Source organism: Novosphingobium barchaimii LL02, assembly GCF_001046635.1.
Taxonomy (GTDB): domain Bacteria; phylum Pseudomonadota; class Alphaproteobacteria; order Sphingomonadales; family Sphingomonadaceae; genus Novosphingobium; species Novosphingobium barchaimii.
Genome location: NZ_KQ130456.1, coordinates 171,147 through 196,783 on the forward strand (window position 1 = coordinate 171,147; position 25,637 = coordinate 196,783).

Below are 25,637 nucleotides of genomic sequence, written 5' to 3' on the forward strand. Positions count from 1 at the left end.
GGCAGGCCGCAGGGTTAGATACGATCCGGCCAATCACCCGCACCCACCGGGCCGCGCCCTCACGCCTCCGTCGCGGAAACCTTCACGATCAGAACCTTGTCCACCGTAGCGTCCACCCGCTTGACCGGCTGAGTGATCGTTGCGGCAAGGCGTTCCACGTCCACCGGGGCGAAGCGCGAGGCACGCAGGCGGGCGAACTCGATCGTTGCGGGTAGCGCGGCGGCGCGCAGTTCGGGGATGCGCTTGGTCAGGGCGGCGGCCTCCTCTTCGGACTTGGCCTGTACCGTGATGGTGACGTGCAGCACGCCGTCCACCCGACCACCGTCGACGATCGGCGCGTCGATCGATTGCATCGCAACGAAGCTGGCGTCGGCTGGAGGCACTTCGGCGGCCTTGCGCGGCTCGGTGTTGGCGCCATGAACCGGCACCGCCGCCGCCAGCAGCAGTACCGCGGCAGCACGGCGATAGGGGACGCAAGAGGGCATCGAGGACTCCGCAGATAGGCTTCGCCTTGTCCGCAAGGCGTGCCGCCCTTCTATAATAGGATGAAACTTAAGGAATCGCGTACCAATGAGCAGCGATCGGCGTCCGGCGAAAGTGCGGGTCGTTAACTCCAGCGCCGTGCAGGCCGTACCCGCCCGCCGCCGCAGCGACATCGCGCAGGACGACGGGGATCAGGCGACATCCGCCATAGCCGCCGCTCCGGCGCGCCAGGGGGGCAGCCCGCTGTGGGTCGTCGGCAGCGTGGTGCTGTTCCTTGCCGGCTGCGCCATCGGCGGCGCGCTGTTCGTGCTGTCAGGTTTCGCTGCGGGGGCGCAGCTGTGAGCCGCGCGCGCCTGCTTGCCTGCGCCGCTCTGCTGCCTGGTGCGGTGATGCTGTCCGCGGTTACCGAACCAGCCCCGGAACCTGCCCCCAATTACGCCTCGCGCCTGCCCGGTTTCGCGGCCGAACTGGCCCAGCGTCCCGCGCTTGCCGGTCCTTCGGCATGGGCACCTATGGCTGAGGCGGAGGCGTGGAAGCGCCTCGCCGCCGCTCCCACGCCCCAGCGGCAGGGTGTGCGCTGGGACTTTGCCCGCAGCCTGATCGCGGACGAGCGGGGGCCCGAGGCCCTCGGCGTGCTGGACGTGATGCGTCTGGACGACCCTGACCTGGGCATGGTCGATGCCTACCGCCTGGCGCGCGGAGCGGCCCTCACCCAGCTTGGCCGCGCCGAGGATGCGGTGACCGCGCTGGATATGCCGGGCCTTCGCGCCGATCCCGAAGCCTGCCTGTGGCGCCTGCGTGCACTGGCGCAGGCGGGGCTCGCCGAACAGGCGCTCCAGCAGCTTGCCTGCGCCGGGCCTGCGCTGGCCAAGCCGCGCGCCGCGCCCTTCGTCCTTGCCGCCGCACGCGCCGGGGTCGAAGGCGGCGCGCCCGACAAGGCGCTGCACTGGCTGTCCTGGCTGCCGGACCGCGATCCCGCCGCCAATCTCCTGCGCGCCCGGGCACAACTGGCGCTCGGCAAAGTCGACGATGCCCGCCTGCGCTTTGCCCGCGTCGCCCGTTCAGGCACGCCTGAGCAGCGCATGGACGCACAGCTCAGCGAACTGGAAGGCGAAGTCGCCCGCAAGACCATCCGCCCCGAAGCGGCGCTCAAGAAACTCGACACAATCCGCTACACATGGCGCGGAGATGCAATCGAGGAGCGCGCACTGCGGCTCAGCTACAGCCTTGCCGATGCACGGGGCGATTTGCCCGCGGCGCTTTCCGCCGGTTCAGCGCTGATCCGTTATCATGATCCGTCCAAACAGGCGCCGGGCTTCCTTCCGTCCCTGCGAGCCAAGCTTTCCGACGCACTGGATCCTGCCCGCAAGCTCCCGCTGGACCGCGCGGCGGGCCTTTACTGGGACTACCGCGACCTGGCCCCCTCCGGCGCCGAGGGCGACCTCATGGCCAGCCGTCTCGCCGAACGCCTGCAGCAAGCAGGGCTGTTCGAACGGGCCGCGGACCTGCTCTCCTATCAGCTGACCGTGCGTGCAGGAGACCTTGCACGCGGGCCGCTCTCGGCGCGGGTGGCCAGCCTCTACATCCTCGCCGGCCGGCCGGAGCGTGCGCTCAAGGCCCTGCGTGATACGAACGATCCGAACCTGCCCGATACGATGCTGGCCGAACGCGCGAAAGTGGAAGCCGCCGCGCTCACCCAGGTCGGCCGCGTCGACGAAGCGCTCGCGGTATTGCAGGACTTGCCGAACGCCGGGGCGATGCAGGCCGAGATCCTGTGGCAACAGCGCAACTGGGCGCGCTACGCCGAAATGTCCGCCGGAGCGCTGCCGAATGGCCGCGGGCTCGATACGGTGGCGCAGGCGAAAGTGCTGCGCCACGCGATCTCGCTGGCGATGCTGGGCCGCGAGGATGCCCTTGCCGGGCTGCACAAACGCTACGGTGCGGTGTTCAAGGGGCTGCCCTCGGCGCCAGTTTTCGAGATGCTTACCGGGGCGCCGGGCGCGGCGGATCCCGGAAAGCTGGCGCAGGCGATGGCGGCGATCCCCTCGGCCAGTCCGGCGGGCGAATTCGCGGACTTGTTGGAGCAGGTGCCGGCCAAGGGGCCAAAGGGTTAAGGGAAGATGGATTCGAACCCATGCCCCCTGCTCCTTATGCCTCAGCCCAACCCGGATCAGTCCAGGAAGTTCACCAGCGACATCGAACTGAGCTGCGAAAAGACCGAGTAGCTCGCCTGAAGAATCGTCTGCCTCTGGGTGATGTCGATGGCGACTTGCCCCAGGTCGGCATCTTCGACCGAGCCGATCACGCTGGTCAGCAGGTCAACCCGGTCTTCCGCGCGGGTGGCAAGCGTTTCGACCTGCGCCTGCTTGCGGCCGTTCGAGGCATTGACCGAGCGCACGCCGGTGATGCCGGTGTCCAGCAGGTCAAGCGCGGCAGTAATGGCTGCCTTCTGGTCGTCGGTCAGGGTTTCGCCGAAGGGGCCGGCTTCCGCCAAAGCGCGGAAAGCGGGGATGAGCTTTCCTGCCACGTCGCTGGCGCCGATGCCATATGCCACGTCCACGCCTTCGCCTGCCCGCGTCGACTGGCGCACGCCGTCGTTGCCGAATGCGTCCGCCGCGTCGAGCCCGACGGTGTCCTGGAGGGTCTGCGGGATGAACGGGGTGTCCGAGGTCTGCGAACCGGCAAACAGGGGCACGCCGCCCTCCTCGGCGTTGAGCGAGGCGCGCAGGCCTGAAAAGGCGTCTTCGATCATTTCCTGAAGGCCTGGGGAATTGCCCGTGCCCACCGCGCTGAACAGTTCCTCGCGCAGGTCCGCCATCGAACCGTCGATCTGCTCGAGATTCGCCTGGTATAGCGAAAGCGTGGTCGAGACGCGGCTGATGTTGGTCTTGTAGGTTTCCTGGGTCGCCAGCATCGAGCGCGCGGAAAGCGTGCGCACGGCATCCAGGCCGAGACCGGCGTAGTCGTTCACCTTCTTCTCGGTCGCCAGTTGCAACTGGCTGGTGGCGAGGCTCTGCTGTGAACGCTGGATCGCGCTGGAAAGCGTCTGTTGCAGCGGAACGGTGGCTACGCGGGTCATCGTCGTGTCCTCAGAGCATGTTCAGCAGGGTGTCGTACATCTGCGAGGCGGTGGTCATCACCCGCGCCGCGGCGGAATAGCTGTTTTGCAGCACCACCATTTGCGCAAGCTCCTCGTCGATATTGACGCCGGAGTAGGAATCGCGCCGGTTCACCGTATCGCTCAGGCGGGCCGAGGCATCGTCCGCGGCGGTCTTCGCCAGCGAGGCGGCAGAGCCTGCGCTGCCCAGCAGGCGGCTGGCGAAGCTGGAGATCGTGGAGCTGCCGTCCTTGCCGAAATCGGCGGTGGCGGCGAGCGCGTCGACGAAGGCGTTGGCGCCCCGGATATCGCCCGCGCCGATCGCTTTCGTGCCGATCGCCGCGTCCAGCTGCAGCCGGGCCAGCGGCAGGCGCGTGGTATCGTTCAGGATCGCGGCGGGGACTTCGGCGGTACGCAGCCCGCTTGCCGCGCCGGTGAGGCCCGAGAGCGCGGAGAACGACAGGCCGGTGCCATTGCGATCCGTCGAATCCGAGGGGATCGATATCGTCGCCCCGGCGCTGGAGGACTTGGGTGTAAAGGCGACGCGGCCCCGCTCGTCGAGCGCGAAGCTGCCAAAGGCGCCCAGCGCGCCGGAATTCAGCGCGCCGACAAGTTCGCCCCAGGTCGAGCCGGTGTCCCCGCTCAGCGTCTGGGTGGCGAGCACTTTGCCGGCGGCGTCGCGCAGCACGATCTGCGCGGTTTCGCCTGCGCCGAAGCCGTGGGGATCTTCGGCGGTGAAGCCGGAAGGGCCCAGCGCACTGTCGCCTGAACGGACAAGGTTGTTGAGGCCGAAGAACTGCGAAAATCCCACCCCGGCGCGGTCGCTCGGGGCATCGGCATCCTGCGCAACGGCGACGCCGTAAGCGCTCGACGTGGCGGCGATGGACAGAACGCCGTCCTCGATGCTGGCGCTCGCCATGGGCGAGAGGCCGGCGTTGATCGCGGCCACCGCGTCATCCACCGTGGCGCCTGAACCCAGCTCGCCGAAATCGACGGTGGTTCTGGCCACCAGCGTGCCGTCCTTCGCCAGCACCGCGAACGTCGCCTTGCCGGTGAAGCCGAGCCGGTCGCTGCCGACCAACCCGTTGGCCTGCCCGGTCAGGGTCTGCGGCGGGGGCAGCGTGGTGCCCTCGTTGGAGACCTTGTTGAGTGTTTCAGCAAGGCCGCTGAACAACTGGCCCAGCTGCTCGGAGAAATTCGGCAGCGCGCGGTCGCGCATGTCGAGCAGGCCGCCCAGCTTGCCGCCGACGGCCGTGGAATCGATCTTCTCGCCGGTGGAAGCGCCCATCGAACCATCGGCATTCGTGAAGCGGATGTCGATCGGGGCATAGCTCGCCTGGGAAACGGCGACCCCCGAGGCATAGTTCAACTGACGCAGGCGCTTGTCGAGCAGTACCTGGCCCGAGGCGGTGTCGATGGTGACGCGCCCGTCCGGCTGCTCGCGCACACTGACGTCGACCAGGCCGCTCAGTTCCTCCAGCGCCGACATGCGCGAATCCGCCGGGCCGGACGTGGTGAGGCCGAGGCCCTGCAGGCGCGAGACTTCGTTGTTGAGATCGTGGATCTTGCTCAGCAGCACGTTGACCCGGCCGACCGTGTCCGAAACCTCGCTCTCGACATCCGCCTGCAGGTTGGCCACGTCGCCCTGCAATCCGCTCAGCGTATCGATCGTATCGGAAACGGTACCCGTGAACTGGGCGATCGCCTCGGGCGAGCCTTGCAAGCCGGCGATCGCGGAAACCGAGCTGGAGATCGCCGTCAGCCGAGCCGCCAGTCCCGAATCACTGCTGGGCGAGCCAAGCAGCGACTGCAGGCGGTCGAGATAGTTGGACACCGCGTCCGTTCGCCCGGCCGTTCCCGCGCGCTGGTACACCGAGTTCTCGAGAAACTTGTCCGCCACACGCGCCGGTTCGCCGACGACCACGCCATTGACGTTGCCGCCCGCGACCGATGCGCTCTGCGCCAGCTTCTGCCGCGCATAGCCGGGGGTGTTGACGTTCGCGATGTTGGTCGAGACCGTCTGCATCCCGGCCTGCGAGGCCGAGAGCCCCGAAATGGCGGAACTGAGGATCGAGTTGATGGACACGGGTCAGGCCGCCTTGATCGCCGCCGGGCTCAGCGCTTCAGGTTGCTCACTTCCTGGAGCATGTCGTCGACCGTGGTGATGATCTTGGACGAGGCCGAGTAGGCGCGCTGGAACAGGATCATGTTCGAGAACTCCGCCGCCAGATCGACGTTCGAGGCTTCGAGCATGCTGGCCGAAAGCGTGCCGCCGCCGACCGTGCCCGGCTCGTTGATGGCCACGTTGCCCGACTGTTCGGAAACGAGATAGGCATTGCCGCTGATGCGCGTCAGCCCGTCCGGGTTCTGGAAGGTTGCCAGCGGAAGCTGGTAGATCGGACGCGAGGTGCCATCGTCGAACACGGCGCTGACCACGCCCTTGTCGGAGATCTTCACCGAGGCAACCGTGCCCAGCATGCCGCCGTCGACGGTCGAGGACAGCAGCGCCGAAGTGCTGCCGAACTGGGTCAGCCCGTCGAGCCCGGCATTGCTGCCCATGTCGAGACTGATCGGGGTGGAGCCGGCGCCGTTGGACCAGGTGATGTCGAGATCGCCCAGCAGCGACTGCGCGGTACCCAGGTTGAGGCTGCCATCGGCATTGAAGCTGATCGTGCCGCTGGCAAGCAGGCCGGAAGCGGGGACGGCATTGCCGCCGCCGATGGTGGCGATCTCGGCCGGGTCGCCCGTCACTTCGGTGGCCCAGGTGTTCGCGCCGGTCTTGGCGAAGTTGAACGTCAGCGAGTGCGAGGTGCCCTGCGCGTCATAGACCACCACCGAGCGCGAGAACTGCGGGGAGAGAGTACCGTCGCTCATATCGCCTGCGGTGTAGCCGGTTACCGGCTCCGCAGTGGAATCGAGGTTCGCGCGCAGCTGGATAGCGGTGGTCGGGGTTGCCGCGCCGGTCAGCGCGTTGGGGCGGATCGGCTGCAACGATGCCTCGCTACCGTTGTTGACGTAGGAGCCCGTCGCATCGAGCGGCCAGCCCATCAGGTAATACCCGGCGGTGTTGCGCAGATAGCCCGAGGAATCCGTGGTGAACGATCCGGCGCGCGTGTAAGCGGTGGTGCCGCCCGCATCCGGGCTGGAGCGTACGACAAAGAAGCCCGAGCCGTCGATGCCGATATCGGTCAGGCTGCTCGATGCTTGGAGCAGGCCCTGCTTGGAAATCAGCGCCTTGGGCGTCGCGGTGACGCCGCCGGCGGAATAGCTGCTGCTCAGGCTGCCGCCCGTGACCAGCGTCTCGAACTGCGCGGAGACGCCCTTGTAGCCGATCGTGTTCACGTTGGTGATATTGTCCGCAACCGTTGCCATGGCGCTCGACTGCGCGCTGAGACCGGAAACGCCGGCGTAAAGAGCGGAATAGAGGCTCATCTGTATTCTCCTGTGCGTGCGGACGGGCAGCAGCCTCGCGGGACCGGACACAGGCATTGTAGGAAGAAATCTCATCCGCCGGTCCCTGCCCGCAGGAAAATGAAGGAGGCGGCAAAATTTGCCCACCTGCCGCGCGCGGACGCGTTTTTCATCCTATAATGCACGGGTCTAAAATAGGGCTGGGCTGGACATGACGCTTCGCATTTCGCTTCGCAACGGAGAGCCGGTGATCGTTAACGGCGCGGTCCTGCGCGCGGTCGGCCGCACCGATCTCGTCCTCGAAAACGAGGCGACGATCCTGCGCGGGCGCGAGGTGATGAAGCCGCAGGACGCCGATACTCCGGCTAAGCAGCTCTATTTCGCCTGCATGATGGCCTATATCGACCCGGCCGACATCGCCCGCCACCAGCAGACCCTGCTCCAACGCCTCGAAGCGCTGATGACGGCGCTGGAATCGCCGGAAGCGAAGGGGGTATGCGTTCACTTCGCGCAGAAGGTCGCGACCGGCCAGTTCTATCAGGCACTGGCGGAATGCCGTTGGCTGATAGCCTATGAGGCCGATGCTCTGGCCCGCCTCCCCGCCGCGCAGCCCCCCGAAGCAACCACCCCCGCCGCCTGACGGGAGGGCGCGCGGGAATGATCCCCTTTTCGCCACTGCAAACGGCTACGCAGGCGCGATGAGCAGCCTTGCCTCCGCCGCCGAAGGCCTGCGCATGCAGACACCCGACCAGCGCTACGGCCGGGTCGTCGCGGTGCGCGGCGCGTTGATCGAGGTGGACGGCCTTGCCGGCGCCGCCCGCATCGGCTCCCGCGTGACGCTGCGTTCGCAAGCTGGCAACGTCGAGGCCGAGGTGATCGGGCTGGACCACGGTATCGCCCACTGCATGCCCTTCAACGAACCGGAGGGCATCGCCTCCGGCTCTCGCGCCGATCTTTCCGCCGGACAGGCGGGCCTGCGCCCCTCGGCCGGATGGCTGGGCCGGGTTGTGGACGGGCTGGGCCGGCCGGTCGACGGCAAGGGGCCATTGCCGCAAGGCCCGGTACAGCGCCGCATCAAGGCCGCACCGCCGCCCGCGTCCTCGCGCGCACGAGTAGGGTCGCGCATCGAAACCGGGGTACGCGCGCTCGACCTGTTCGCACCGCTGTGCCGGGGCCAGCGCCTGGGCCTGTTCGCGGGATCGGGCGTGGGCAAGTCAACCCTGCTGTCGATGCTGGCGCGCTGGACCGAATGCGACGTCGCGGTGATCGGCCTGATCGGCGAACGCGGCCGCGAAGTGCAGGAATTCATTCAGGACGACCTTGGCGAGGAGGGCCTTGCTCGCAGCGTCGTCGTCGTCGCCACCTCGGACGAGCCGGCCCTGCTGCGCCGCCAGGCCGCATGGACGACGCTCGCGGTGGCTGAGCATTTCCGTGACGAAGGCTGCGAAGTGCTGTGCCTGATGGATTCGGTCACTCGCTTTGCCATGGCCCAGCGCGAGATCGGCCTGGCCGGGGGCGAGCCGCCCGCGACCAAGGGCTATACCCCCACCGTCTTCGCCGAACTGCCGCGCCTTCTGGAGCGGGCCGGGCCGGGCGCCGCTGTGCAAGGATCGGCGCCGCAAGGCACGATCACGGGGCTGTTCACGGTGCTGGTGGACGGCGACGACCACAACGAGCCGGTCGCCGATGCGGTGCGCGGCATCCTCGATGGCCATGTCGTCATCACCCGCCAGATCGCCGAGCGTGGGCGCTATCCCGCGATCGACGTGCTGCGCTCGGTCTCGCGCACGCTGCCCCATTGCCTGAGCGCGGAGGACAACGCCCTGCGCCTGGCCGCCCGGCGCGAACTGTCGACGTGGAAGGACATGGAGGAGATGGTGCGCCTCGGCGCGTACCGTGCGGGCTCCAGCGCCGAAGTAGACCGCGCCGTCGCCATCGCCCCGCGTATCGAAGGCCTGCTCCAGCAGGACCGCCTGGCACGCAGTTTCGCCGCGCAGGACTTTGCAGCGCTGGCCGCCATTCTGGAAGGTTCGCCATGAAGACGCCTTACGACGCCGCGATGCGCGTGCGCCAACGCGAACTCGACGAAGTCAGCACCGCAATCCGCACTGAAACCGGCACACTGAGCGTGCTGGAACATGAGCGCGAAAGGCTGCGCGCCGCGCTGCGCAGCGAGGCACAGGTCGCGGCGGAACTCACGCTGTGTTCGCTGGCATGGCAGGGCCGGATGCGCGGGCAAGGACGCGAACTTGGCGTCCTTCAGGCTCAGGTGCAGGAAAGGATCGAGCAACTTCGCGAAGTGGCCATCGATGCTTACGGCACGTTGCGCAGCATCGAAACGGCGGCGGAAGACTACCGCCGCGACGCCGCCCGGCTCGAGGCCAGCGCAGAACAGTCCGCGAGCGACGATCTGGGCGCAGTGGCGTTTATCAAGGCGCGCCGGTCGATCAGGCGCGAGAACCCGCGATGATCGACGGGCCGCAGTCCCCCGGCGTCGGCGCGGCCAACCTGACGGCAGCGCAAAAGGCTAACCTCATCTACAATGAGGCGCGAGGCCAGCTTTCGGGCCGGCTCTGGCGCGCTGCCCTCGGTTCGGCCGAGGACGATAGCCGTGCGCAGTCGGTGGCCGGGCAGGTGGCGGTGGGACCGGCCGGCGAAACAATCGGGCTGGACCGGCTTCTGGCAATGCTCGATCCCGCGGCGCATACCGTGTCAGCCGCTTCGACGCCCGTTGCGAGCGAGGCTGCGGACAATCCCTCTGCCCTTTCCGTCGGAGACGAGGCCGTGACCGCTATGCAGGACGGCCCGAATGCGCGCTATGCCGGGATGCTGGACACCGCCGCCGCGCGCAGTGGAATCCCGGCTTCCGCGCTCGCCGCGATTGTCGACGCCGAGGCGGCCAAGGGCGCCGGGGGCACCTGGCAACCCTATTCACGCAACCCCCGATCGAGCGCGGCAGGACTTGGCCAATTCCTGAGCAAGAGCTGGGAGGGCGAGGCCGAACGCGCCGGCACCTGGCTCAACACTACGGCGCAGGCCAACGGGTGGCTTAATACGAAAGGGCAGGTAAAGTCCGAAAACCGCTCGGCCCTGCTGGCGCTGCGGTACGATCCGCGCGCCTCGATCGAGGCCGTGGCCGATTATGCCAGCGCCAATGTCGAAGCACTGCGCGGATCGGGCCTGCGGATCGGCGGCGAGGTTTCGGAAGTAGCGCGGGCCGCCTATCTTGGTCATCACCTGGGCCTCGGCGATGCGCGGCGCTTCCTTGCGGGCGGGCTTGAGCCTGAGCGCGCGCGCCGGCTGCTCAATGCGCAAGTCGGCGGGGCGGATGCCGAACGCCGCATTGCCAAGGCGGGCAGCGCGGTCACAGCGCACCGCACATGGCTGCTCGATTACGTGGGCCGCCATGTGCGCCCTGAAAAATTTGGCTGACGGGTGAGGCCCTACTTTTTTCGCGGGCCGGACCGGAACGCGAAATCCGCCTTGGCGATGAGCAAAAAAGCCTTTGATTGAAGGCAAACCGGGCCAACGCCCGGGCAAAATCCGACGCCCGCGACCGCACTGGCGCATCAGCACGTCATCGCACGCTAGTGGATAACTCCGATATAGGATTGTTGGTTCCCAAATTATAGGAATAGATTCTCGTTTAGTGGACGTGGTGCAAGGGGCCCCGCGCGCCGCAGGGGTTCGTCATGTCTAAGATCACTGCCGCCCTCGAGGCATCAGTCGCGACGGTCAGGGACAACACGCCGCCGGAAGGCACTGCACAGACCCGCCGCCAGCGCGCCTGTGTCGATCATGCCTTTGCCCGGATTCTCAAGCTGATCGCGCCGCGTATCCGCCATTTCATCCGCCAGTACGGCCTTGCCGGGCACTGGGACGATGCGGAGCAATGCTGCGCCATCGCCGTCCATCGCGCGATCCAAAGCTACGAGCCTGAAAAGGCCCAGTTCACGACCTTCGTGAACTGGCAAATCCGCGGCGAACTGCAGAGCCTGCGCTTCCGCGTCATGACCGACCAGCGCCCGTCGGCCCGCAAGGTCGAGGCAACCACCGTCTCGCTCGACGCGATCACCGGCGGCGAGGACGGCGAGGGCCTCTCGATCCTTTCCGCCATCGCCGACGAAGACGCGCTGGGTCGCACGGAGGCCGGGGCGTCCGACTACCTTGCCAAGGCGGCGATGAATGCGCTGACCGAAAGCTACGTCGAACATCTGCGCAATTCCGGCCTCGAACGCATTCGCCGCCGTGCCCACAACTCTCAGCCCAAACCGCTGAAGGTAAAGCGCCCCGACAACGCCTCCGCAGCGCCGCCAGTGCGTCGTCCGGGCCGCGCGCCCCTCGATCCGGCGGAATTGACGGAGTTGGAGCAGCGCCTCGAACACAACCGGCAGGTCGTCGAAGGCCGCCTTTTCGAAACCGCTCCGCCGCTCGATCTGGGCGAGGACGAAACCGGGCTGGCCCGCGAACGCGTGCGTCAGGTGGCCAAACGAGCAGCCAAGACCATGAGCGACCTTGCCGTGATGGACCCGCGCTTTTCGCTCATGGCCGAATACCGGCAGGCGATGCTCGCCGCGCACTGACTTTCCGCGGGTGCCGGTATCAGGCCAGATCTCAGGCCGGTGTACCGCCGTTTTCGTTTGAAAGACCGCTGATAACGGCGCGGTTGACGGAGATCAGTTCGTCGATCGCCTCGCGCCCGGTAATCACCAGCGAAGTGTACTTGTCCACCCACAGGCCCAGCGAGATGATCCCGGCCCGCAGCTCGTCTGGCAAACCGTTTTCGGGGGACTGGCACAAGTTTCGAAAGATTGTCCATGCCTGCCGGTTGCGGTGAAGCGCGGGGGCCAGCTTCACGCCGGAAAGCCCGGCATCGCGCGCGGCGATCATCTCGCCGGTGATCTCGCTCATCAGCCGGTATTCCGTGCTGCGCGGCGTGGCGGCGACTTTCTGGGCGCGGACATAGGCATTGACGGACATCGCGGGCAGGCTCCGGCTTCGATGCACCATGGCCGAGAGGGGCACTCGGCCGGGCGCCTTTCTCATATAGGACGATCGAAGGCGAACCGGTCGCGTCTCAAACACCGGCGGCGGAAAATGCGCCCATCGCACCGCATCCCGGCGCAGCGTCCTATAACTAAGCCATAGACCGCGCGCGCGGTCCCCAATTTGCGGACTTCCTTTTCATGCTGAACATCGTCGGCCTTGTCGTCATCCTGCTGTGCGTCTTCGGCAGCTTCCTGATGTCGGGCGGCAGCATGACGGTCATCTTCCATGCGCTTCCGCATGAGATGATGGCGATCGCCGGCGCCGCGCTGGGCGCCTTCGTCCTCGGCAATTCGATGACGACGCTGAAGAAGAGCTGGGCCGGCGTGGTGCGCGTGTTCAAGGGCAACCGCTGGAAGGAGGCCGACTTTCGCGACCTTCTGGCCCTGCTCTACACGCTGCTGGCGACGTTCCGCAAAGGCGGCGCCAATGCCATCGAACCGCATCTGGACGCGCCTGCCGAAAGCCCGATCTTCTCGCGCTATCCCAGCCTGCTGAAGGACCATGAGCTGATTGAGTTCATCTGCGACTACCTGCGCATGATGACCGTCAACTTCGAGGACCCGCACCAGCTGGCCGAGGCCATGGAAGGCGACATGGAGCGCCATCACCACGAGGAAATGGCCCCCCAGCACGCGATCCAGATGATGGCCGACGGCCTGCCCGCCATCGGCATCGTCGCCGCCGTTCTGGGCGTCATCAAGACCATGAGTTCGATCGACCAGCCCACCGAAGTGCTGGGCGCGATGATCGGCGGCGCGCTGGTCGGCACGTTCCTGGGCGTGCTGCTGGCCTACTGCCTGGTCGGCCCGATCGCGCAGAAGCTGCAGCAGATCATCGACGCCGACTTCAAGCCCTTCCTTATCGTCAAGACCGCGATCATCGGCCATGCGCAGGAGCAGCCCACCGAAGTGGCCATCGAACTGGCCCGCCGCATGACGCCGTCGACTTACGCGCCCAGCTTCCAGCAGATGGAAGCGGCGCTGGAGGCGGTGAAGGAACAGCTCAATGCCGCTCCGGCCTGACCCGGCGCGCTAGGCCATGGCTGGAAAAGACCCCAACAAACGCCCGATCGTAATCCGCAAGGTGAAGAAGGTGGTCGGCGGCGGCCATCACGGCGGTGCGTGGAAGGTCGCCTATGCGGACTTCGTGACCGCGATGATGGCCTTCTTCATGCTGCTGTGGCTGCTGGCCAACCCCGACGAAGTCCAGCTCAAGGGGCTGGCCGAATATTTCACGCCCGAGACCCAGAAGAACAGCCTTTCGACCACGCTGAGCGACCGCCCCGGTGCGCAGCCGGGCGCGGGGGGCCATGGCCGCAACGACCAGTCCTCCGACAGCGAGGCACGCGGGCAGCCTGCCGCAGAAGCGGGCGCCGAAGGCGTATCGCGCGGGGGCACGGCCGACGTGCCCGAAGCGGCGCTGCGCGTCATGGCGGAAGAGATGCGGGTGGAACTGGAACCCCCGCTCGATTCCGATCAGGGCAAGCAAAACATCGACGTGCGGCCCAGCCGCGAAGGCATGCGCATCCACCTGATCGACAGCCCGCAGCGCTCGATGTTCAAGGGCAGCACCGCGCAGCTCAACGATTTCGCCAAGGCCATGCTGGCCCGTGCGGCTCGCAAGCTGGCGGGCATCGACGCCCGCATCGCCATCGAAGGCCACACCGATGGCAGCGGCGGCGACAGCGAGGCCAACTGGAACCTTTCGGCCCAGCGCGCCCTTGCCGCGCGGTCGGCGATGGTGGCGGCCGGACTGCCGGCGGACCACTTCTCCGAAGTCGTCGCCAAGGCGGGCACCGAGCCAGTCTATCCCGAGGCGCCCGACCGCCCGGAAAATCGCCGCATCACCATCGTCGTCATGGCGCAGGCGGGCGCTTTGCCCCGCGACGCCAGTTTCAAGTTCTGAGGCCATGATAAAACGCATAGGTATCGGCGTCGTTGCGGTGATCGCGGGGCTTGGCGTCGGCGGGGCCGGGGCATGGGGCGTCTCGCATTATCTACCGCAGTTTGCGGGCGGCGCCGCGCATGGCAAGGCCGATACGAAAGTCGAGACTGCGTTCGTGCCGGCTGGCGAGATCCTGGCCCCGCTCGTCTTCGCGGACGGGCGCCTGTCGGGCTACGTCACCTTCGAATGCCAGCTGGAAGTGCCCAAGGACGCGAGTGACGAGGTCGGCGCGAAACTGCCCCTGCTGCTCAACGCGATCAATTTGCGCACTTACCGCAGCCCGCTCGCCAGCGGGCCGGACGGGCTGGTCCCCGGGCTTGCCGCGTTTCGCAAGGTGGTGATGGACGCAGCGCTCGAAGTATACGGCAAGGATGTGGTGCGTTCGGTGGCGGTGACGCGGGCTTCTCCGGCGTAAGCGCCAGCGGCTATTTCGCGGCGCGGATCACCCGCGCGCGATCACGGCAGCCGAAGCCAGCAAGGCAAGGACGCTGGGGTAGAAAGTAAGCGCAAACCCAAAGGCCCGGCCCTTGGCGCCATGCCTGTAGCCCAGCCAGAACAGAAGCCTCCCAACGGCGAAAAGACCAGCCAGCGCCGCGATCAGCGCGTTGGAGCGATCGAAACTTGCCGCGACGATCAGGTGGGCGGCGACGGCAAGGCTGGCCTGCTCGAACGTGTTCTGCAGTATCGCTCCGGCGACCCGAACCTTGTCCGACCCCGGTCCACCGCCGCTGCCGGCAATGTCGCTTTCGGAAAAGAAGCGCAGACGGGCAACATTCGCGACCCCCGCCGCCAGCCAGGCGACCACCAGCAGATCGGCACGGATGGCGAACTGCAAACGGGAAACGAACGGCACTGCCGCGCCATGATCCATCATCAGGGCAACGCCCATTATGCCGATCGTCAGGACGAGCGCGCTGGCCATCGCCCATGCAACACCGCGCTGCTCCTGCCTGAAGTCATGCATCGCCGTCATCCGCCATTCCCTCATGGTGGGGCCATACAGAATGGACGAAACAGGGCCTTTTGACTACCGCGATGCGAGGACTTCCGAACTGCCCTTCCCCGGCTTAGCCCGGTCCGCCGAAACTCTTCACCAGTGATCCGGCGACCAGCGCCCACCCGTCCACCAGCACGAAAAAGATGATCTTCATCGGCAGCGATATCGTGGCGGGCGGCAGCATCATCATGCCCATCGCCATCAGCACGGCGGCCACGGCAAGGTCGATCACCAGGAACGGTAGCAGCAGCAGGAAGCCGATCTCGAAGGCGCGGCGCAGTTCCGAGATCATGAAGGCCGGCATCAGCGTCGTCATCGGCAGTTCGGCGCGAGTGCGCGGCGTCTTGCCGGACAGGCGCACGAACAGCTTCACGTCGTCCTCGCGCACCTGCTTGAGCATGAAGGAGTGGAACGGCCTGCTTGCCCGTTCCAGCGCCTGCGTCTCGTTGATGGTACCCGCGTTGTAGGGCTCCATGCCCTGTTTCCAGGCAGCATCGAAGGTCGGCGCCATGACAAAGAAGCTCAGGAACAGCGCCAGGCTGATCACGATCGGGTTCGGCGGCACGCCCTGCACGCCCAGCCCCGAACGCAGCAGCGACAGCGCGACGACGATGCGCGTGAACGACGTGATCGTCATCAGGATGCCCGGCGCGAGGCTAAGCACCGTCATGATCATGACGAGCTGGAGTACGCGGCTCGTCATGCCGCCGCCGCCCGCTCCGCCGCCTGTAAGCGCCGCCGCAGCCTGTGCCAAAGCGGCTTCCGGCAGGGCGAGGAGCAGCGCCGCCCCGGCAAGCGCGGCGCAGCGCTTCACACTCCGGACCGAGCGGAATGGGCGAGCAAAGGCTTCAGACATCGGGGGTAATCTCGGTCGTGCGCGCGAAGCGATGCAGGGCGGCGGCGGCCTTCAGGCCGAACCTGGACGGCGCGGGATCGGGGATGTCGCCTTGTGCGAACCCGACCTCGGGCAGAGCGGGAACCCGCGAAGCGAAAGTCGCCTCTTCTTGTTTCGGCGCCGCAAGGGCGGGCGCCGCCGGGGCGCGGGCGGTGTCCAGCACCACCACGCCTTCCGGGCCGATCATCAGGCTGAACTCGGTATCGTCGCGGCGCAGCAGGACGACCGAGCGGCGTTGGTCTATCGACAGCCTTTCGACCACCTTGAGACGACGCTCAGGTCCAGCATTACCAAACTTTTCCAGCCACTTGCCAAGACCCTTGCCATCCACCGTCAGGTCGAAACGGCGCACCGCCCACAGCGCGCCCCAAAGCGCGCCGAGAACGACGCTGAGTGCGCCCAGCGTGCGCAAAAGCTGCCATGCATCCACGCCTCAGCGTTCCCGCTCGACGACATGGGTGATCTCCAGCGACATCGCCTCGCCGTTGACGAGGATACGGCCCTCGGCGACGAGGCGGTCGTTGACGTAGACGCGCGTGGGATCGTCCTGCCCGCAGTCGAGCGGGATCATCGCACCGCGGCTCATCTTGAGCACCTGGCGGATCGGAATGCTCGTCGATCCGAGCACGATCTGCAGGTCGATGGGAATGCCTTCGAGGACGGACACAGCGCGTCTCCTTTCATGGCGGATTATAGGAAATAATTTATAGGAGCGATCCGCCACTAGGAAAAAATTGCCTATAAGGATGAGAGGGGTCCCGCCAAGGGTAGGCGGGCATTTGCGGGCAGGAGCGCGTTCGTGGCGGAACTGGGCAATTCGATCGACGTCTCGGCATCGGGGCTGCGGGCGCAGGCGCTGCGCATGCGCGTGATCGCCGAGAACCTCGCCAACTCGGATTCCGTTGCTAAGACGCCGGAAGGCGATCCCTATCGGCGCCGCGTTGCCACGTTCGCTGCCGAAGTCGACCGCGCCAGCGGCGCCACGCAAGTCTCAGTCAAGTCGATCGAGGCGGACAAGAGTGCCTTCGGACGCATCTACCAGCCCGGCAATCCGGCGGCGGACGGGCAAGGCTATGTCGAGCAGCCCAACGTCAACCCGTTGATCGAGGCGGCCGACATGAAGGCCGCCCAGCGCTCCTACGAAGCCAACCTCAACGCCATCGAATCCGCGCGCGGCATGACCATGCGCACCATCGACCTGCTGAAGTAAGGATAACCGGCGATGTCGATCGGAGCACTTGACGCAGCATCGGCTTATGGCCGGGCCATGCGCGCCGCCTCGCCGCTTTCGGGCGGCACGCAGGGGGCCGCAGGATTGGGCGCAGCCAGCCTTGGCGCCGGTTCAGCTACCGGCGGAAGCGCGGGCCTTACCAGCATCGGGCCGGGCCTTGCGCCCGGGATCGGCGGCCTTGGCGGAACGCTGGGCGCCCAGACCGGCGGCAGCAGCTTTGGCGGCATGATCGAATCCATGGTCTCCGAAACGGCAGGCTCCCTTCGCAACGCCGAGACCCAGAGCGTGAAGCAGATCGGCGGCAAGGGCGACCTGATCGACGTCGTCACCGCCATCGGCGCGGCGGAAACGGCGCTTGATACCGTGGTGGCCGTGCGCGACCGGGTCGTCTCGGCCTATTCCGACATCATGCGGATGCAGATCTAGGGCGATGCTCTCGTCCCGCGTCATTGCGAGCGCAGCCAAGCCATGAATCCCGAACAGGCCATCGAACTGGCGCGCGCGGCGCTGATGCTGATGCTGACCATCGCCGGTCCCATGCTGATCGCGGCACTGATCGTCGGCGTTGTGATCGGTCTGCTTCAGGCGTTGACCCAGGTACAGGAAATGACACTGACCTTCGTGCCCAAGCTGCTGGTGCTGGGCGTGGTCATGCTGATCAGCCTGCCGATGATCGGCCATGCGCTGGGCGCCTTCATGGACCGCATCGCCGACGTCATCGTCTCGGGCTGAGACCGTGGACGCGCTTGATCTGGCCACGCTGCTGCGGCTGCCGATCGATACGGCGACCTTCCTGATCCTGTTCTGCCGGGTCGGCGCGGTGCTCATGCTGCTGCCTGCCTTTTCCGAGGAATCGGTGCCGCCGCAGATCCGGCTGGTGATGGCGCTGGCCTTCACCTTCGGGATGTACGGCATGCTGGAGGGCCGCGTGGCTCCGGCGGTGAAGTCCGACATCTCGCTGCCGCTGCTGGTGATGGGCGAGGTCATGGTGGGCCTTGCCATCGGCATGGTGGTGCGCATCATGTTCAGCGCCGCCGCCATCGCCGGCGCCATCGCCGCGCAGCAGGTCGGACTGTCCTCGGCACTGGTCAACGATCCGGCGATGGGCGGCCAGGCCCCTCTGCTCTCCCGCCTGATCGGGCTGGCCGCCGTGGTGGTGTGCATGGGCACCGGTGTCCATCACCTGTGGATTTCCGCGATCTTCGGCTCCTACGCGACGTTTCCGGTGGGCGGCATGCCCCCGGCGGCGGACTTCGCGCACCTCGCCGTCTCGGTGATGGGACAGGCGCTGGCGCTGGGTCTAAGCCTTTGCGCGCCGCTGATCCTCTACGGGATGCTGTTCAACCTTGGGCTGGGGCTGGCGGCGCGAGTGGCGCCTTCGATCCAGGTGTTCTTCATCTCCCAGCCGCTCAACCTGCTCTTGGGCCTATCGGTGCTGGCGATGTCGATCGGGGCGATGCTGACCGCCTTTGCCGCCGCGATGGCGACGTTCATGCAGGACGGGTGGAAGCTGTAGGATGGCCGACGAAGCCGACAAGGACCAGCGCACGCACGAACCTACGGCCAAGAAGCTGGAGGATGCGCGCAAACGCGGCGAAACCGCGATGGCGCCGGAGATGCGCCACGCAACGATGATGGCGGGCGCGCTGGCGGTTACCGGCTGGCTGGGCCTTTCGGCAATGCAGCGGCTGGGCACCATGCTCAAGCGCCTCTGGGGCAATGCCGATGACTATCCGCTCGACGCGGATGGCGCCCAGAACCTTGCCACCGGAGTGGTGTGGCACGCGGCCTTGTCGCTGCTTCCGATCTTCGCGGTATTGCTGGCCACGGCGCTCGCCACCGTGTTCCTGCAGGGCCGCGCCACCCTGAGCTGGTCGCGGGTGACCCCCAAGTGGTCCAAGCTTTCTCCCGCCAGCGGAGCCCAGCGCCTGTTTGGCACCCGCGCGCTGGTGGAATTCGCCAAGACCCTGGCCAAGATCAGCGCCATCGGCCTGGTCGTGTGGATGGTGCTGGCGCCGCGTCTCGAAGGCGTGGACGGGCTTGTCGGCCGCGCGCCCGGCGCGATCGGCGCGGCGGCGGCGGGGCTGGCGTTCGAGGCGCTGCGCGCGGTCGTGCTGCTGGTGGCGGCACTGGCACTGTTCGACTTCATCTACCAGCGCCGCGCCTTTCTGAAGCGGATGCGCATGACGCTGCAGGAAGTGAAGGACGAGCACAAGCAGGCCGACGGTGATCCCAAGATCAAGGCCAAGATCCGCCAGATCCAGATGCAGCGCGCCAGCAGGCGGATGATGTCGGCCGTGCCCGGCGCCAGCGTGATCGTCACCAACCCCACGCACTACGCCGTAGCGCTGAAGTACGAGCACGGCGTCACCGCCGCGCCTACCGTGGTGGCCAAGGGCGTCGACGCGGTTGCGCTGCGCATCCGCGAAGTAGGCGGCGAGGCGAACGTGCCCATCTTCGAAAGCCCTCCCCTCGCCCGCGCGCTGTTCGCGGCGGTGGAGATCGACCACCCCATTCCCATCGAACACTACGCCGCCGTGGCCGAGATCATCGGCTATGTGATGCGTATCGCCCGCGAAAAGGGGCAGTAACAGCGCGGGCGTGCTCCCCAGCCGCCCGCGCTACTGGTGGATAGCCTTGTGCTGCAAGGATGCGGCGACGGCTTCCACTGGTGCGACTTGGCCCTGGTCCTGGCTTTCGTCCGCAGCCAGGTCTCCGGTGCCGTAACACCATTTCATCAGGCGGGTGAAGGATGGGCTGCCGGCAAAGGCCACCTCGCCGCCGCCGTAGAAGAAGGTTTCGGTGCCGGTGAACGGCCCCCGCTCGTTCACCGCCTTCACCCGTCCGTGATAGATCTTCCTGTCGCCGGAGCACTGTTCGACGGATTCGAATTCCGCCGAAGCGCCTGCGACGAGGTTCCTTTTCACGGCCTCCTCGACCTCGTTCTTGCACCCGCTCAAGGCGGTAGCCGCTCCCAGCAGCAGTGCTCCAATATGCACGGATTTCATGCTATACCCCCAAGGCTGGCCCGCCGCTGCCCCGCCCCGGATAGTGTGTTTAACTATTTGAGGTTCGGCAATAATCAGGATCAACGTCCGAAAGCAGGGAGGTGGAATTGCCCCACTTGCGCGCCCGGTATTTGGCACCATGCTACCGCACCAAAACCTGCCGGGCGGGGCCCCGCCGCCCCTAAAGTTCTGCACGGCGAGAAAACCGCATGACGCGCGCCCGGTCTGCGCCCGGTTCGTCCTATAATGACCACGATGCCCAGGCTTACGCTCTCGATGCTTCTGGCCGCCCTCGCGGCATGGCTGCTCACGCCTGCGAGCGCGCTCGCCGGGCCGCAGCCGCGCATCAAGGACATCGTCGACGTCGAAAACGTGCGGACCAACCAGTTGGTCGGCTACGGCCTAGTGGTGGGCCTGCAAGGCACCGGCGACCGTATCCGCAACGTCCCCTTCACCGAGGAGACGCTGCAGGCCATGCTGGAGCGCATGGGCGTGAACATTCGCGGCACCCAGATGCTTACCCAAAACGTCGCGGCGGTGACGGTGACGGCGACCATGCCGCCCTTCGCGCGCTCCGGCTCGACCGTGGACGTACAGGTTTCCGCATTGGGCGATGCCACCAGCCTTCAGGGCGGCATCCTGCTCGTTTCCTCGCTGCGCGCGCTCGACGGTGAAATCTACGCCGTGGCGCAGGGCCCCGTCGCCGTCTCGGGCTTCAAGGCGCAGGGCGCGGCGGCCAAGCTGAGCCGCGGCGTGATGACCACCGCGCGCATCGCCGGCGGCGCCATCATCGAGCGCGAGGTCGCCTATGACCTGCGCAGTGCCCACTCGCTCAAGCTGGCACTCAAGAACCCCGATTTCACCACCGCGCGCCAGATCGCCGCCACCATCAACCGCGAGGCGCCCGGCTCTGCCGAAGTGCTGGACCCGGGCACGGTGGAGCTGCGCCCCTATGGCAGCGCCTCGATCATCGACCTCATCACGCGGATAGAGAACCTGCCGGTGCAGGTCGACCAGCCAGCACGGATCGTCATCAACGAGGCGGCGGGCACCGTGGTCATGGGCGCGGACGTGCGGGTCAGCCCGGTCGCCATCGCGCAGGGCGGACTGACGATCAGCGTCACCGAAACACCGATGGTCTCGCAGCCCGGACCGCTTTCGGGCGGGCAGACCGCCATTGTCCCGCGCACCACCATTCAGGCCGACGACGGCAGCGGCGCCTCGCTGGCGGTGCTCAATAGCGGCACCTCGCTGCAGACGCTGGTCGCCGGGCTCAATTCGCTGGGCGTCAGCCCGCGCGATCTCATCACAATCCTGCAGGCCCTGCGTACAGCCGGCGCGCTACAGGCCGAAATAGCGGTGCAGTGACATGACCGACCCCGTCGTTTCCCCAACTGCCGCTCCGGTCAGGCCGAAGCCTCAGGTCGTCACCCCGGACCGCAGCCCGGCAGGCGTCGCGCGCCAGTTCGAGGGCGTGTTCGCCGGGCAGATCACCAAGATCATGATGGAAACGGTGGACCAGGGCGATGAATTCTCCGGCGGTCACGGCGAGGAGATGTTTCGCGGCATCTTGGCCGAACAGATCGGCAACCAGATCGCACAAGGCAAAGGCCTGGGCATAGCCTCAGCCGTGGAGGCGCAGATCATCCGCCTGCAAGGAGGCCACAATGCCGGAGCAGCCGATGGCAAGTGACGTGATCGAGATCATGACCTCGCTCTCAGCGGTCATGCGTGAGGAAACCGCGCGGCTGAACGCGCACGAGCGGGCGCTGGACCTTGCCGAACTGGCAAACGCCAAGGCCCGGCTTGTCGGTGCGCTGGAGGAGCGGCTGGCCCGCCTTGGCCGGCAGGAGCCGAGCTGGTCAGCCCAGATGGACGATGCACTGCGTGAACGGTTCGCCGATGCGCTGGGCGAACTGCGCGCCGCCTCCCTGGTCAACGCCGCACTGCTGGAACGCCAGATCGAACTGTCCGCCGACATGATGTCCGCCATCTCCGCCGAGGCGAAGCGGCTCACCGGCAACCGCACATATGCCTACGGCGCCAGCGGCAACCTTGCCCGCACCGACCTGACGACGCCGATCTCGCTCAACGGCGAATTCTAAGGCGCAGCCCCCATCGCCGCGCGATGGGGGAGAAAAAGCACCCTCAGGACGGAGTATGGCGGGGCAGCGTGCGGAGTGCTGAAACGATCGAACCTGCCGTGACCTCAACCTGCCTGCGCGCTTCCAGGTGCATCAGCGCCAGCCATTCGCTGATGACGTTGATGCCCTGCTGCGTCAGCACCAGATAGACCCGGCGTTGATCCGCGCTGTCCTTCACATAGGCGACCAGCCCTTTTCTGGAGAGCTTGGAAACGTGGTCGATCGCGGTCGTCGTCGGATATGTAGAGGCCGCGCAGGCACGCGAAACGGTGATGCTGCCGCGCCCGTGGTTCCGATAGAGATCCAGCAGCATCAGCCAGCCGCATTCCTCTACTTCCGGCGCGACCCGGCGCCTGACGGCAATAGCATCCAGATAGACCTGGACGTTGTCGATCTCGCATTCGATCCGGGCATGGTCGCCCAGAGCCGTATGCAGTTCATCCCTCAATTCTTCGATTTTCAGCACTGCGCAGCTCCTGCGAAGAGGACTGCCGCAGGTCCAGGATCGGACCCACGCACAGCACGATAAGTTCCGGTATGCTCCAGATGCCCGATATCGCCTTGAACAGCAGCGGCGAGTTCGGCGCGAACTGCCAGGCCAGGAACGACAGGACACTGAGCATGTGGAAGGCGCAGATCCACAGCGGCCAGTACCGGTCCGTCCGGGCCGCCACATGCGCGAGCCCGCCGAGCAGGATAAGGTCGACGATGATCGTCGCGGCCGGCAACGTCACCAGTTCCTTCAGCGTGGTGGCGCCGAAGAATGTCGACAGCGCCGCGACAAGAAACATCAGGCATATCTTGCGTCCTTCCAGCCCGCCCCAGACGAGCGCGGGCACGCAAGCGGCGATCATCAGAAGCGAAAAGGCGAGGTTGAGAAGCATGACCTTGCGTTTAACCTTTGAGGGCCTGCGTCAAGGTCACCTTCTTCAACCGGATCGGATCAGGCGCGTGCGATCTCTACTGTTTTCAGTACGCCGCTGGGCTTATCGTCGCCCAGACAACCCCAGTCCGTCTCGCGCTGCTGCGACTCGCCCTTGATGACGGCAAGCTTGCGGTGCATCTGCACCATGTCCTTGCGGCTTTCGACGAGCTTGGAAAAGCTCGCGGCAGTAGAATCCAGCGCGCCCTGAAGGCGGGCAGGCAGGACCGACGAGGCGGCGTTGGCTTCCATGATCGTCGCCGCAAGGCGGGCCACGTCGAACAGTGCGGTGTCTACGCTCTTAAACATGCACGAAATATCTGCGGCGACGGCACGGCCGCCAGCATCCGAAAGGCGCATAATACTTCTCCGTTGCGTGAGGCACGCTGAGGTTGCTCTGTGATGGAGTTCACCTGCCCAGCAGGTTGAGAATGCCGATCATGATCGTGACGATGGCTGCGAGCACCGCAATGGAGACAAGTCCGATCTGACCCATCGCCGTTATGCGTTGCACCAGCGTCAGATCATGACGTGGCCCCCCGACCGGAGGAAGCCTCAACAGCGAGGAGAGCGCTGTCCGCGATACGGACGATTGCGCCTGAGCCTCGCCGAATGTTGGGATTTGCTCCGGCTGACCTGCTTGTGCACCGGGATGAGCGGCAAGGTCGAGGCCTTGCGAGGTACTAGGTAGTCGCTCCCTAGGCTTTGAAATGTCCAGGAAAATACGAGCCGCGTCGGCGCGGCTGGAAACGCCGAGCTTGATCAGGAGGTCTGCGACATGATTGTCGATCGTTTTATACGAAAGCCCCAGGTGCGCACCGATCTCCTTGGACGACAGATGCCGCGCCACGAGTGACAAAACCTCATACTGTCTAGCCGAGAGCTTCTGCCGAAGCTCGGCCTCACTCCATTCCTGCATCGTGCGACCCTTGCGCCCTGCCAAAGGACAGTATTTCGCATCCGAACCTCGGCTGAATATCAAAAGTTAACGATTTGCAATGATTAACATTGTTCAACCATAGATATAGTTCGCGGCTCGCAAAGCGCGCACAGTCAAAGAGCCGGATATCGGCTTTGATGATCATCGGAAATGGGATGCGCAAGCCCCGTTTAGGAACGTCTTCCGATTCCGGCCGGAGCCGGCGACCGACCTGCTACTCGAACACGGCGGAGAGCACGGCGGCCACGCAGGCGAGGTCCAGTGCGTCGATCGCAACTTCGAGGTCCGGGCTTTCGCTATAGCCCAGCATCCTGCCATGGCGGTCGGCGGCTACCGAGAGCACCCGCAGGCCGCCCTCCTCGCGGACGACGGCCAGGCCCCCGGTTGCGGGATAACGGTCGGGGTCGACGACCAGCGTTGCGCGCCCGGGCAGGCCGGCGCCCAGCGTGGGGCGGCCAAGGCGCAGGCCGTAAGCGCGCGGGCCAGCGCCGCGCGGGGCCTCGACTACGGCGCCGGTAGGCGTCTGGGCGATCAGGCCCTCAGGCAGCGGGGTGCCGAAAACGGGCAGCAGGCGGATTCGCGCGGTTCCCGCTTCGCTCTTAGCAGGTTGCTCAGCGGCCGTTTCGGCCAACGGTACGGGCTTTTCCGGGACCGGTGCCGCTTTGGCAGGCACGGCCAGTTCCTCATGCAGGGCGGCAATGCGGGTACGCGACTTGGCAAGGCGGATTTCGGGGTTGGCGACCAGCGGCAGCACCGAGGCAAGGTCGCCTCGCGCGTGCATCGCTTCAACCTGGGCCGCCAGCGCCGCGTCGTCGGCCGCGCCGAACAGACGGCGCAGGGCGGCGCGCACATCCTCGTTCCAGCGACCTAGCGGCTTCAGGGCGTTCTCGATGCGCGACAGCACGACCGGGGCGATACCGTAGTCCTGTTCCAGCACAGCGATCGTCAGTGCCGGATCACCGCCGCGGCGCGCGCGCAGGGCGGCAGCCAGCAGGACCGCGCCAAGTTCTTCTTCTGCATCGGCAGGAGCGGCGCCGTGAAGCGGTTCGGCCCATGCGCCAATATCGAAGGCGGGGTCATCCACATCGACCAGCAGGTCGTCCGGCTCGACGCCCAGCGCCTTGCCCAGCGCGCGCAGTTCGTCGGCACGGGCGAAGATCTCTCCCCGCTCGATCTTGGAGAGGCGGATATAAGTGATCGTCGGGAGCCGCTCCGACAGTTCGAGCAGCGAGCCGATATTGAGTTGCTTACGGAACTTGCGAATACGGTTCGGGAAGACCAGAGCGCGATGGCAATCGATCTCAGTCAAGGCAGTGCCCGTTACTTGTTCCTGCGCGGGTTGCAGCCGTAACTTTGGCGATTTCTCGCTCATCGTGTTTCAAGTCCATTCATGGGGTGGGCAGGCTTTTTCATGCCTGTCCCGGGCGGTCAATGCGTCCAATCGGGGCTGTTCCGAATCGGGTCTTTTTCACTGCCCCAGGCCGCGATCCTGGTGACTTGGCAACGTGGCCGCTAT

General features: G+C 66.3%; 33 protein-coding genes. 18 read left to right on the forward strand and 15 right to left on the reverse strand.

Annotation, left to right across the window (positions count from 1 at the left end):
- Nucleotides 1-59: 59 nt before the first annotated feature.
- Nucleotides 60-485 carry a flagellar basal body-associated FliL family protein gene (locus tag V474_RS17520; protein ID WP_059152719.1) on the reverse strand — a complete coding sequence of 142 codons (426 nt, stop codon included), beginning with the start codon at nt 483-485 and terminating at the stop codon, nt 60-62.
- An 85-nt stretch (nt 486-570) separates the two neighbouring features.
- Here V474_RS17520 and V474_RS17525 point away from each other — a divergent pair, with 85 nt between their 5' ends.
- On the forward strand, nt 571-825 hold the full coding sequence (locus V474_RS17525) for a hypothetical protein (RefSeq protein WP_059152720.1): 255 nt from the start codon (nt 571-573) through the stop codon (nt 823-825).
- On the forward strand, nt 822-2,597 hold the full coding sequence (locus tag V474_RS17530) for a hypothetical protein (RefSeq protein WP_082699852.1): 1,776 nt from the start codon (nt 822-824) through the stop codon (nt 2,595-2,597). The genes V474_RS17525 and V474_RS17530 overlap by 4 nt, the downstream gene beginning before the upstream one ends.
- A 56-nt stretch (nt 2,598-2,653) precedes the next feature.
- Here V474_RS17530 and V474_RS17535 read toward each other — a convergent pair whose 3' ends face one another.
- The 3 genes from V474_RS17535 to flgE are packed head-to-tail and all read right to left on the reverse strand — an operon-like array spanning nt 2,654 to nt 7,012.
- On the reverse strand, nt 2,654-3,562 hold the full coding sequence (locus V474_RS17535; protein ID WP_059152721.1) for a flagellin: 909 nt from the start codon (nt 3,560-3,562) through the stop codon (nt 2,654-2,656).
- Nucleotides 3,563-3,572: 10 nt separating this feature from the next.
- Nucleotides 3,573-5,666, reverse strand: coding sequence for a flagellar hook-associated protein FlgK (gene flgK, locus V474_RS17540; protein WP_059152722.1), 2,094 nt, complete (start codon nt 5,664-5,666; stop codon nt 3,573-3,575).
- A gap of 29 nt (nt 5,667-5,695) precedes the next feature.
- Entirely contained in the window at nt 5,696-7,012 is a 1,317-nt protein-coding gene (flgE, locus tag V474_RS17545; protein WP_059152723.1) for a flagellar hook protein FlgE, read from the reverse strand.
- A gap of 190 nt (nt 7,013-7,202) precedes the next feature.
- Here flgE and V474_RS17550 point away from each other — a divergent pair, with 190 nt between their 5' ends.
- The 5 genes from V474_RS17550 (at nt 7,203) to V474_RS17570 (ending at nt 11,574) form a co-directional block, all read left to right on the forward strand.
- Nucleotides 7,203-7,631 (forward strand): flagellar biosynthesis repressor FlbT, encoded by a 429-nt coding sequence (locus V474_RS17550; RefSeq protein ID WP_059152724.1) that lies wholly within the window; start codon nt 7,203-7,205, stop codon nt 7,629-7,631.
- Nucleotides 7,632-7,689: 58 nt separating this feature from the next.
- Nucleotides 7,690-9,030, forward strand: a complete 1,341-nt coding sequence (gene fliI, locus V474_RS17555; protein ID WP_059152725.1) for a flagellar protein export ATPase FliI — start codon at nt 7,690-7,692, stop codon at nt 9,028-9,030.
- Nucleotides 9,027-9,461, forward strand: a complete 435-nt coding sequence (locus tag V474_RS17560; RefSeq protein ID WP_059152726.1) for a hypothetical protein — start codon at nt 9,027-9,029, stop codon at nt 9,459-9,461. Before fliI ends, V474_RS17560 begins: the two co-directional genes overlap by 4 nt.
- Nucleotides 9,458-10,423 (forward strand): hypothetical protein, encoded by a 966-nt coding sequence (locus tag V474_RS17565; RefSeq protein ID WP_059152727.1) that lies wholly within the window; start codon nt 9,458-9,460, stop codon nt 10,421-10,423. The genes V474_RS17560 and V474_RS17565 overlap by 4 nt, the downstream gene beginning before the upstream one ends.
- Nucleotides 10,424-10,683: 260 nt before the next feature.
- Nucleotides 10,684-11,574 (forward strand): RNA polymerase subunit sigma-70, encoded by an 891-nt coding sequence (locus tag V474_RS17570; protein ID WP_059152728.1) that lies wholly within the window; start codon nt 10,684-10,686, stop codon nt 11,572-11,574.
- A 31-nt stretch (nt 11,575-11,605) separates the two neighbouring features.
- Here the strand turns inward: V474_RS17570 and flaF are convergent, their stop codons facing one another.
- The gene (gene flaF, locus V474_RS17575) at nt 11,606-11,971 is read right to left on the reverse strand and encodes a flagellar biosynthesis regulator FlaF (RefSeq protein WP_059152943.1); all 366 of its coding nucleotides are present in this window, start codon (nt 11,969-11,971) and stop codon (nt 11,606-11,608) included.
- 206 nt (nt 11,972-12,177) lie between these two features.
- On the opposite strand from flaF, the gene motA reads away from it, so the two are divergent.
- The 3 genes from motA to V474_RS17590 are packed head-to-tail and all read left to right on the forward strand — an operon-like array spanning nt 12,178 to nt 14,399.
- Nucleotides 12,178-13,062, forward strand: coding sequence for a flagellar motor stator protein MotA (gene motA / locus V474_RS17580; protein WP_059152729.1), 885 nt, complete (start codon nt 12,178-12,180; stop codon nt 13,060-13,062).
- A gap of 16 nt (nt 13,063-13,078) precedes the next feature.
- Nucleotides 13,079-13,945, forward strand: coding sequence for a flagellar motor protein MotB (locus V474_RS17585; RefSeq protein ID WP_059152730.1), 867 nt, complete (start codon nt 13,079-13,081; stop codon nt 13,943-13,945).
- 4 nt (nt 13,946-13,949) lie between these two features.
- Nucleotides 13,950-14,399 carry a hypothetical protein gene (locus V474_RS17590; protein ID WP_330219650.1) on the forward strand — a complete coding sequence of 150 codons (450 nt, stop codon included), beginning with the start codon at nt 13,950-13,952 and terminating at the stop codon, nt 14,397-14,399.
- A 27-nt stretch (nt 14,400-14,426) separates the two neighbouring features.
- Here the strand turns inward: V474_RS17590 and V474_RS17595 are convergent, their stop codons facing one another.
- The 4 genes from V474_RS17595 to V474_RS17610 all read right to left on the reverse strand — a co-directional run bounded on the left by V474_RS17595 (nt 14,427) and on the right by V474_RS17610 (nt 16,543).
- Complete coding sequence (locus V474_RS17595) at nt 14,427-14,957, reverse strand: MAPEG family protein (RefSeq protein ID WP_059152731.1); 531 nt, start codon at nt 14,955-14,957, stop codon at nt 14,427-14,429.
- A 94-nt stretch (nt 14,958-15,051) separates the two neighbouring features.
- Complete coding sequence (gene fliP / locus V474_RS17600; RefSeq protein WP_407938349.1) at nt 15,052-15,837, reverse strand: flagellar type III secretion system pore protein FliP; 786 nt, start codon at nt 15,835-15,837, stop codon at nt 15,052-15,054.
- Nucleotides 15,830-16,306, reverse strand: coding sequence for a FliO/MopB family protein (locus V474_RS17605; protein ID WP_082699853.1), 477 nt, complete (start codon nt 16,304-16,306; stop codon nt 15,830-15,832). Before V474_RS17605 ends, fliP begins: the two co-directional genes overlap by 8 nt.
- A 3-nt stretch (nt 16,307-16,309) precedes the next feature.
- Nucleotides 16,310-16,543, reverse strand: coding sequence for a FliM/FliN family flagellar motor switch protein (locus V474_RS17610; protein ID WP_043973906.1), 234 nt, complete (start codon nt 16,541-16,543; stop codon nt 16,310-16,312).
- Nucleotides 16,544-16,675: 132 nt separating this feature from the next.
- On the opposite strand from V474_RS17610, the gene flgC reads away from it, so the two are divergent.
- The 5 genes from flgC to flhB are packed head-to-tail and all read left to right on the forward strand — an operon-like array spanning nt 16,676 to nt 19,698.
- Nucleotides 16,676-17,086 carry a flagellar basal body rod protein FlgC gene (gene flgC / locus V474_RS17615; protein WP_059152733.1) on the forward strand — a complete coding sequence of 137 codons (411 nt, stop codon included), beginning with the start codon at nt 16,676-16,678 and terminating at the stop codon, nt 17,084-17,086.
- A 12-nt stretch (nt 17,087-17,098) separates the two neighbouring features.
- Nucleotides 17,099-17,533 carry a flagellar hook-basal body complex protein FliE gene (locus V474_RS17620; protein WP_059152734.1) on the forward strand — a complete coding sequence of 145 codons (435 nt, stop codon included), beginning with the start codon at nt 17,099-17,101 and terminating at the stop codon, nt 17,531-17,533.
- A gap of 42 nt (nt 17,534-17,575) precedes the next feature.
- Nucleotides 17,576-17,839: a flagellar biosynthetic protein FliQ gene (locus V474_RS17625; RefSeq protein ID WP_043973912.1), complete on the forward strand. Its 264-nt coding sequence runs from the start codon at nt 17,576-17,578 to the stop codon at nt 17,837-17,839.
- A gap of 4 nt (nt 17,840-17,843) precedes the next feature.
- On the forward strand, nt 17,844-18,623 hold the full coding sequence (gene fliR / locus V474_RS17630) for a flagellar biosynthetic protein FliR (protein ID WP_059152735.1): 780 nt from the start codon (nt 17,844-17,846) through the stop codon (nt 18,621-18,623).
- A 1-nt stretch (nt 18,624) separates the two neighbouring features.
- Nucleotides 18,625-19,698 carry a flagellar biosynthesis protein FlhB gene (gene flhB / locus V474_RS17635; protein WP_059152736.1) on the forward strand — a complete coding sequence of 358 codons (1,074 nt, stop codon included), beginning with the start codon at nt 18,625-18,627 and terminating at the stop codon, nt 19,696-19,698.
- Between the two features lie 30 nt (nt 19,699-19,728).
- Here flhB and V474_RS17640 read toward each other — a convergent pair whose 3' ends face one another.
- Complete coding sequence (locus V474_RS17640; RefSeq protein ID WP_059152737.1) at nt 19,729-20,106, reverse strand: hypothetical protein; 378 nt, start codon at nt 20,104-20,106, stop codon at nt 19,729-19,731.
- A gap of 264 nt (nt 20,107-20,370) precedes the next feature.
- On the opposite strand from V474_RS17640, the gene V474_RS17645 reads away from it, so the two are divergent.
- The 3 genes from V474_RS17645 to V474_RS17655 are packed head-to-tail and all read left to right on the forward strand — an operon-like array spanning nt 20,371 to nt 22,220.
- Nucleotides 20,371-21,483, forward strand: coding sequence for a flagellar basal body P-ring protein FlgI (locus V474_RS17645; RefSeq protein ID WP_059152945.1), 1,113 nt, complete (start codon nt 20,371-20,373; stop codon nt 21,481-21,483).
- 1 nt (nt 21,484) lies between these two features.
- Nucleotides 21,485-21,808 (forward strand): rod-binding protein, encoded by a 324-nt coding sequence (locus V474_RS17650; protein WP_059152738.1) that lies wholly within the window; start codon nt 21,485-21,487, stop codon nt 21,806-21,808.
- Entirely contained in the window at nt 21,783-22,220 is a 438-nt protein-coding gene (locus V474_RS17655) for a flagellar biosynthesis protein FlgN (RefSeq protein WP_236711317.1), read from the forward strand. The genes V474_RS17650 and V474_RS17655 overlap by 26 nt, the downstream gene beginning before the upstream one ends.
- Nucleotides 22,221-22,263: 43 nt before the next feature.
- Here V474_RS17655 and V474_RS17660 read toward each other — a convergent pair whose 3' ends face one another.
- The 5 genes from V474_RS17660 to V474_RS17680 all read right to left on the reverse strand — a co-directional run bounded on the left by V474_RS17660 (nt 22,264) and on the right by V474_RS17680 (nt 25,430).
- The gene (locus V474_RS17660; RefSeq protein WP_148649450.1) at nt 22,264-22,725 is read right to left on the reverse strand and encodes a MarR family winged helix-turn-helix transcriptional regulator; all 462 of its coding nucleotides are present in this window, start codon (nt 22,723-22,725) and stop codon (nt 22,264-22,266) included.
- Nucleotides 22,697-23,113 (reverse strand): hypothetical protein, encoded by a 417-nt coding sequence (locus tag V474_RS17665; RefSeq protein WP_148649451.1) that lies wholly within the window; start codon nt 23,111-23,113, stop codon nt 22,697-22,699. Before V474_RS17665 ends, V474_RS17660 begins: the two co-directional genes overlap by 29 nt.
- 89 nt (nt 23,114-23,202) lie before the next feature.
- Nucleotides 23,203-23,490: a hypothetical protein gene (locus tag V474_RS17670; RefSeq protein ID WP_148649452.1), complete on the reverse strand. Its 288-nt coding sequence runs from the start codon at nt 23,488-23,490 to the stop codon at nt 23,203-23,205.
- Nucleotides 23,491-23,590: 100 nt separating this feature from the next.
- A complete protein-coding gene (locus V474_RS17675) occupies nt 23,591-24,100 on the reverse strand; it encodes a response regulator transcription factor (RefSeq protein WP_059152742.1) in 510 nt (169 codons plus the stop codon).
- Between the two features lie 235 nt (nt 24,101-24,335).
- Nucleotides 24,336-25,430, reverse strand: coding sequence for a helix-turn-helix domain-containing protein (locus V474_RS17680; protein WP_059152947.1), 1,095 nt, complete (start codon nt 25,428-25,430; stop codon nt 24,336-24,338).
- Nucleotides 25,431-25,637 lie beyond the last annotated feature (207 nt).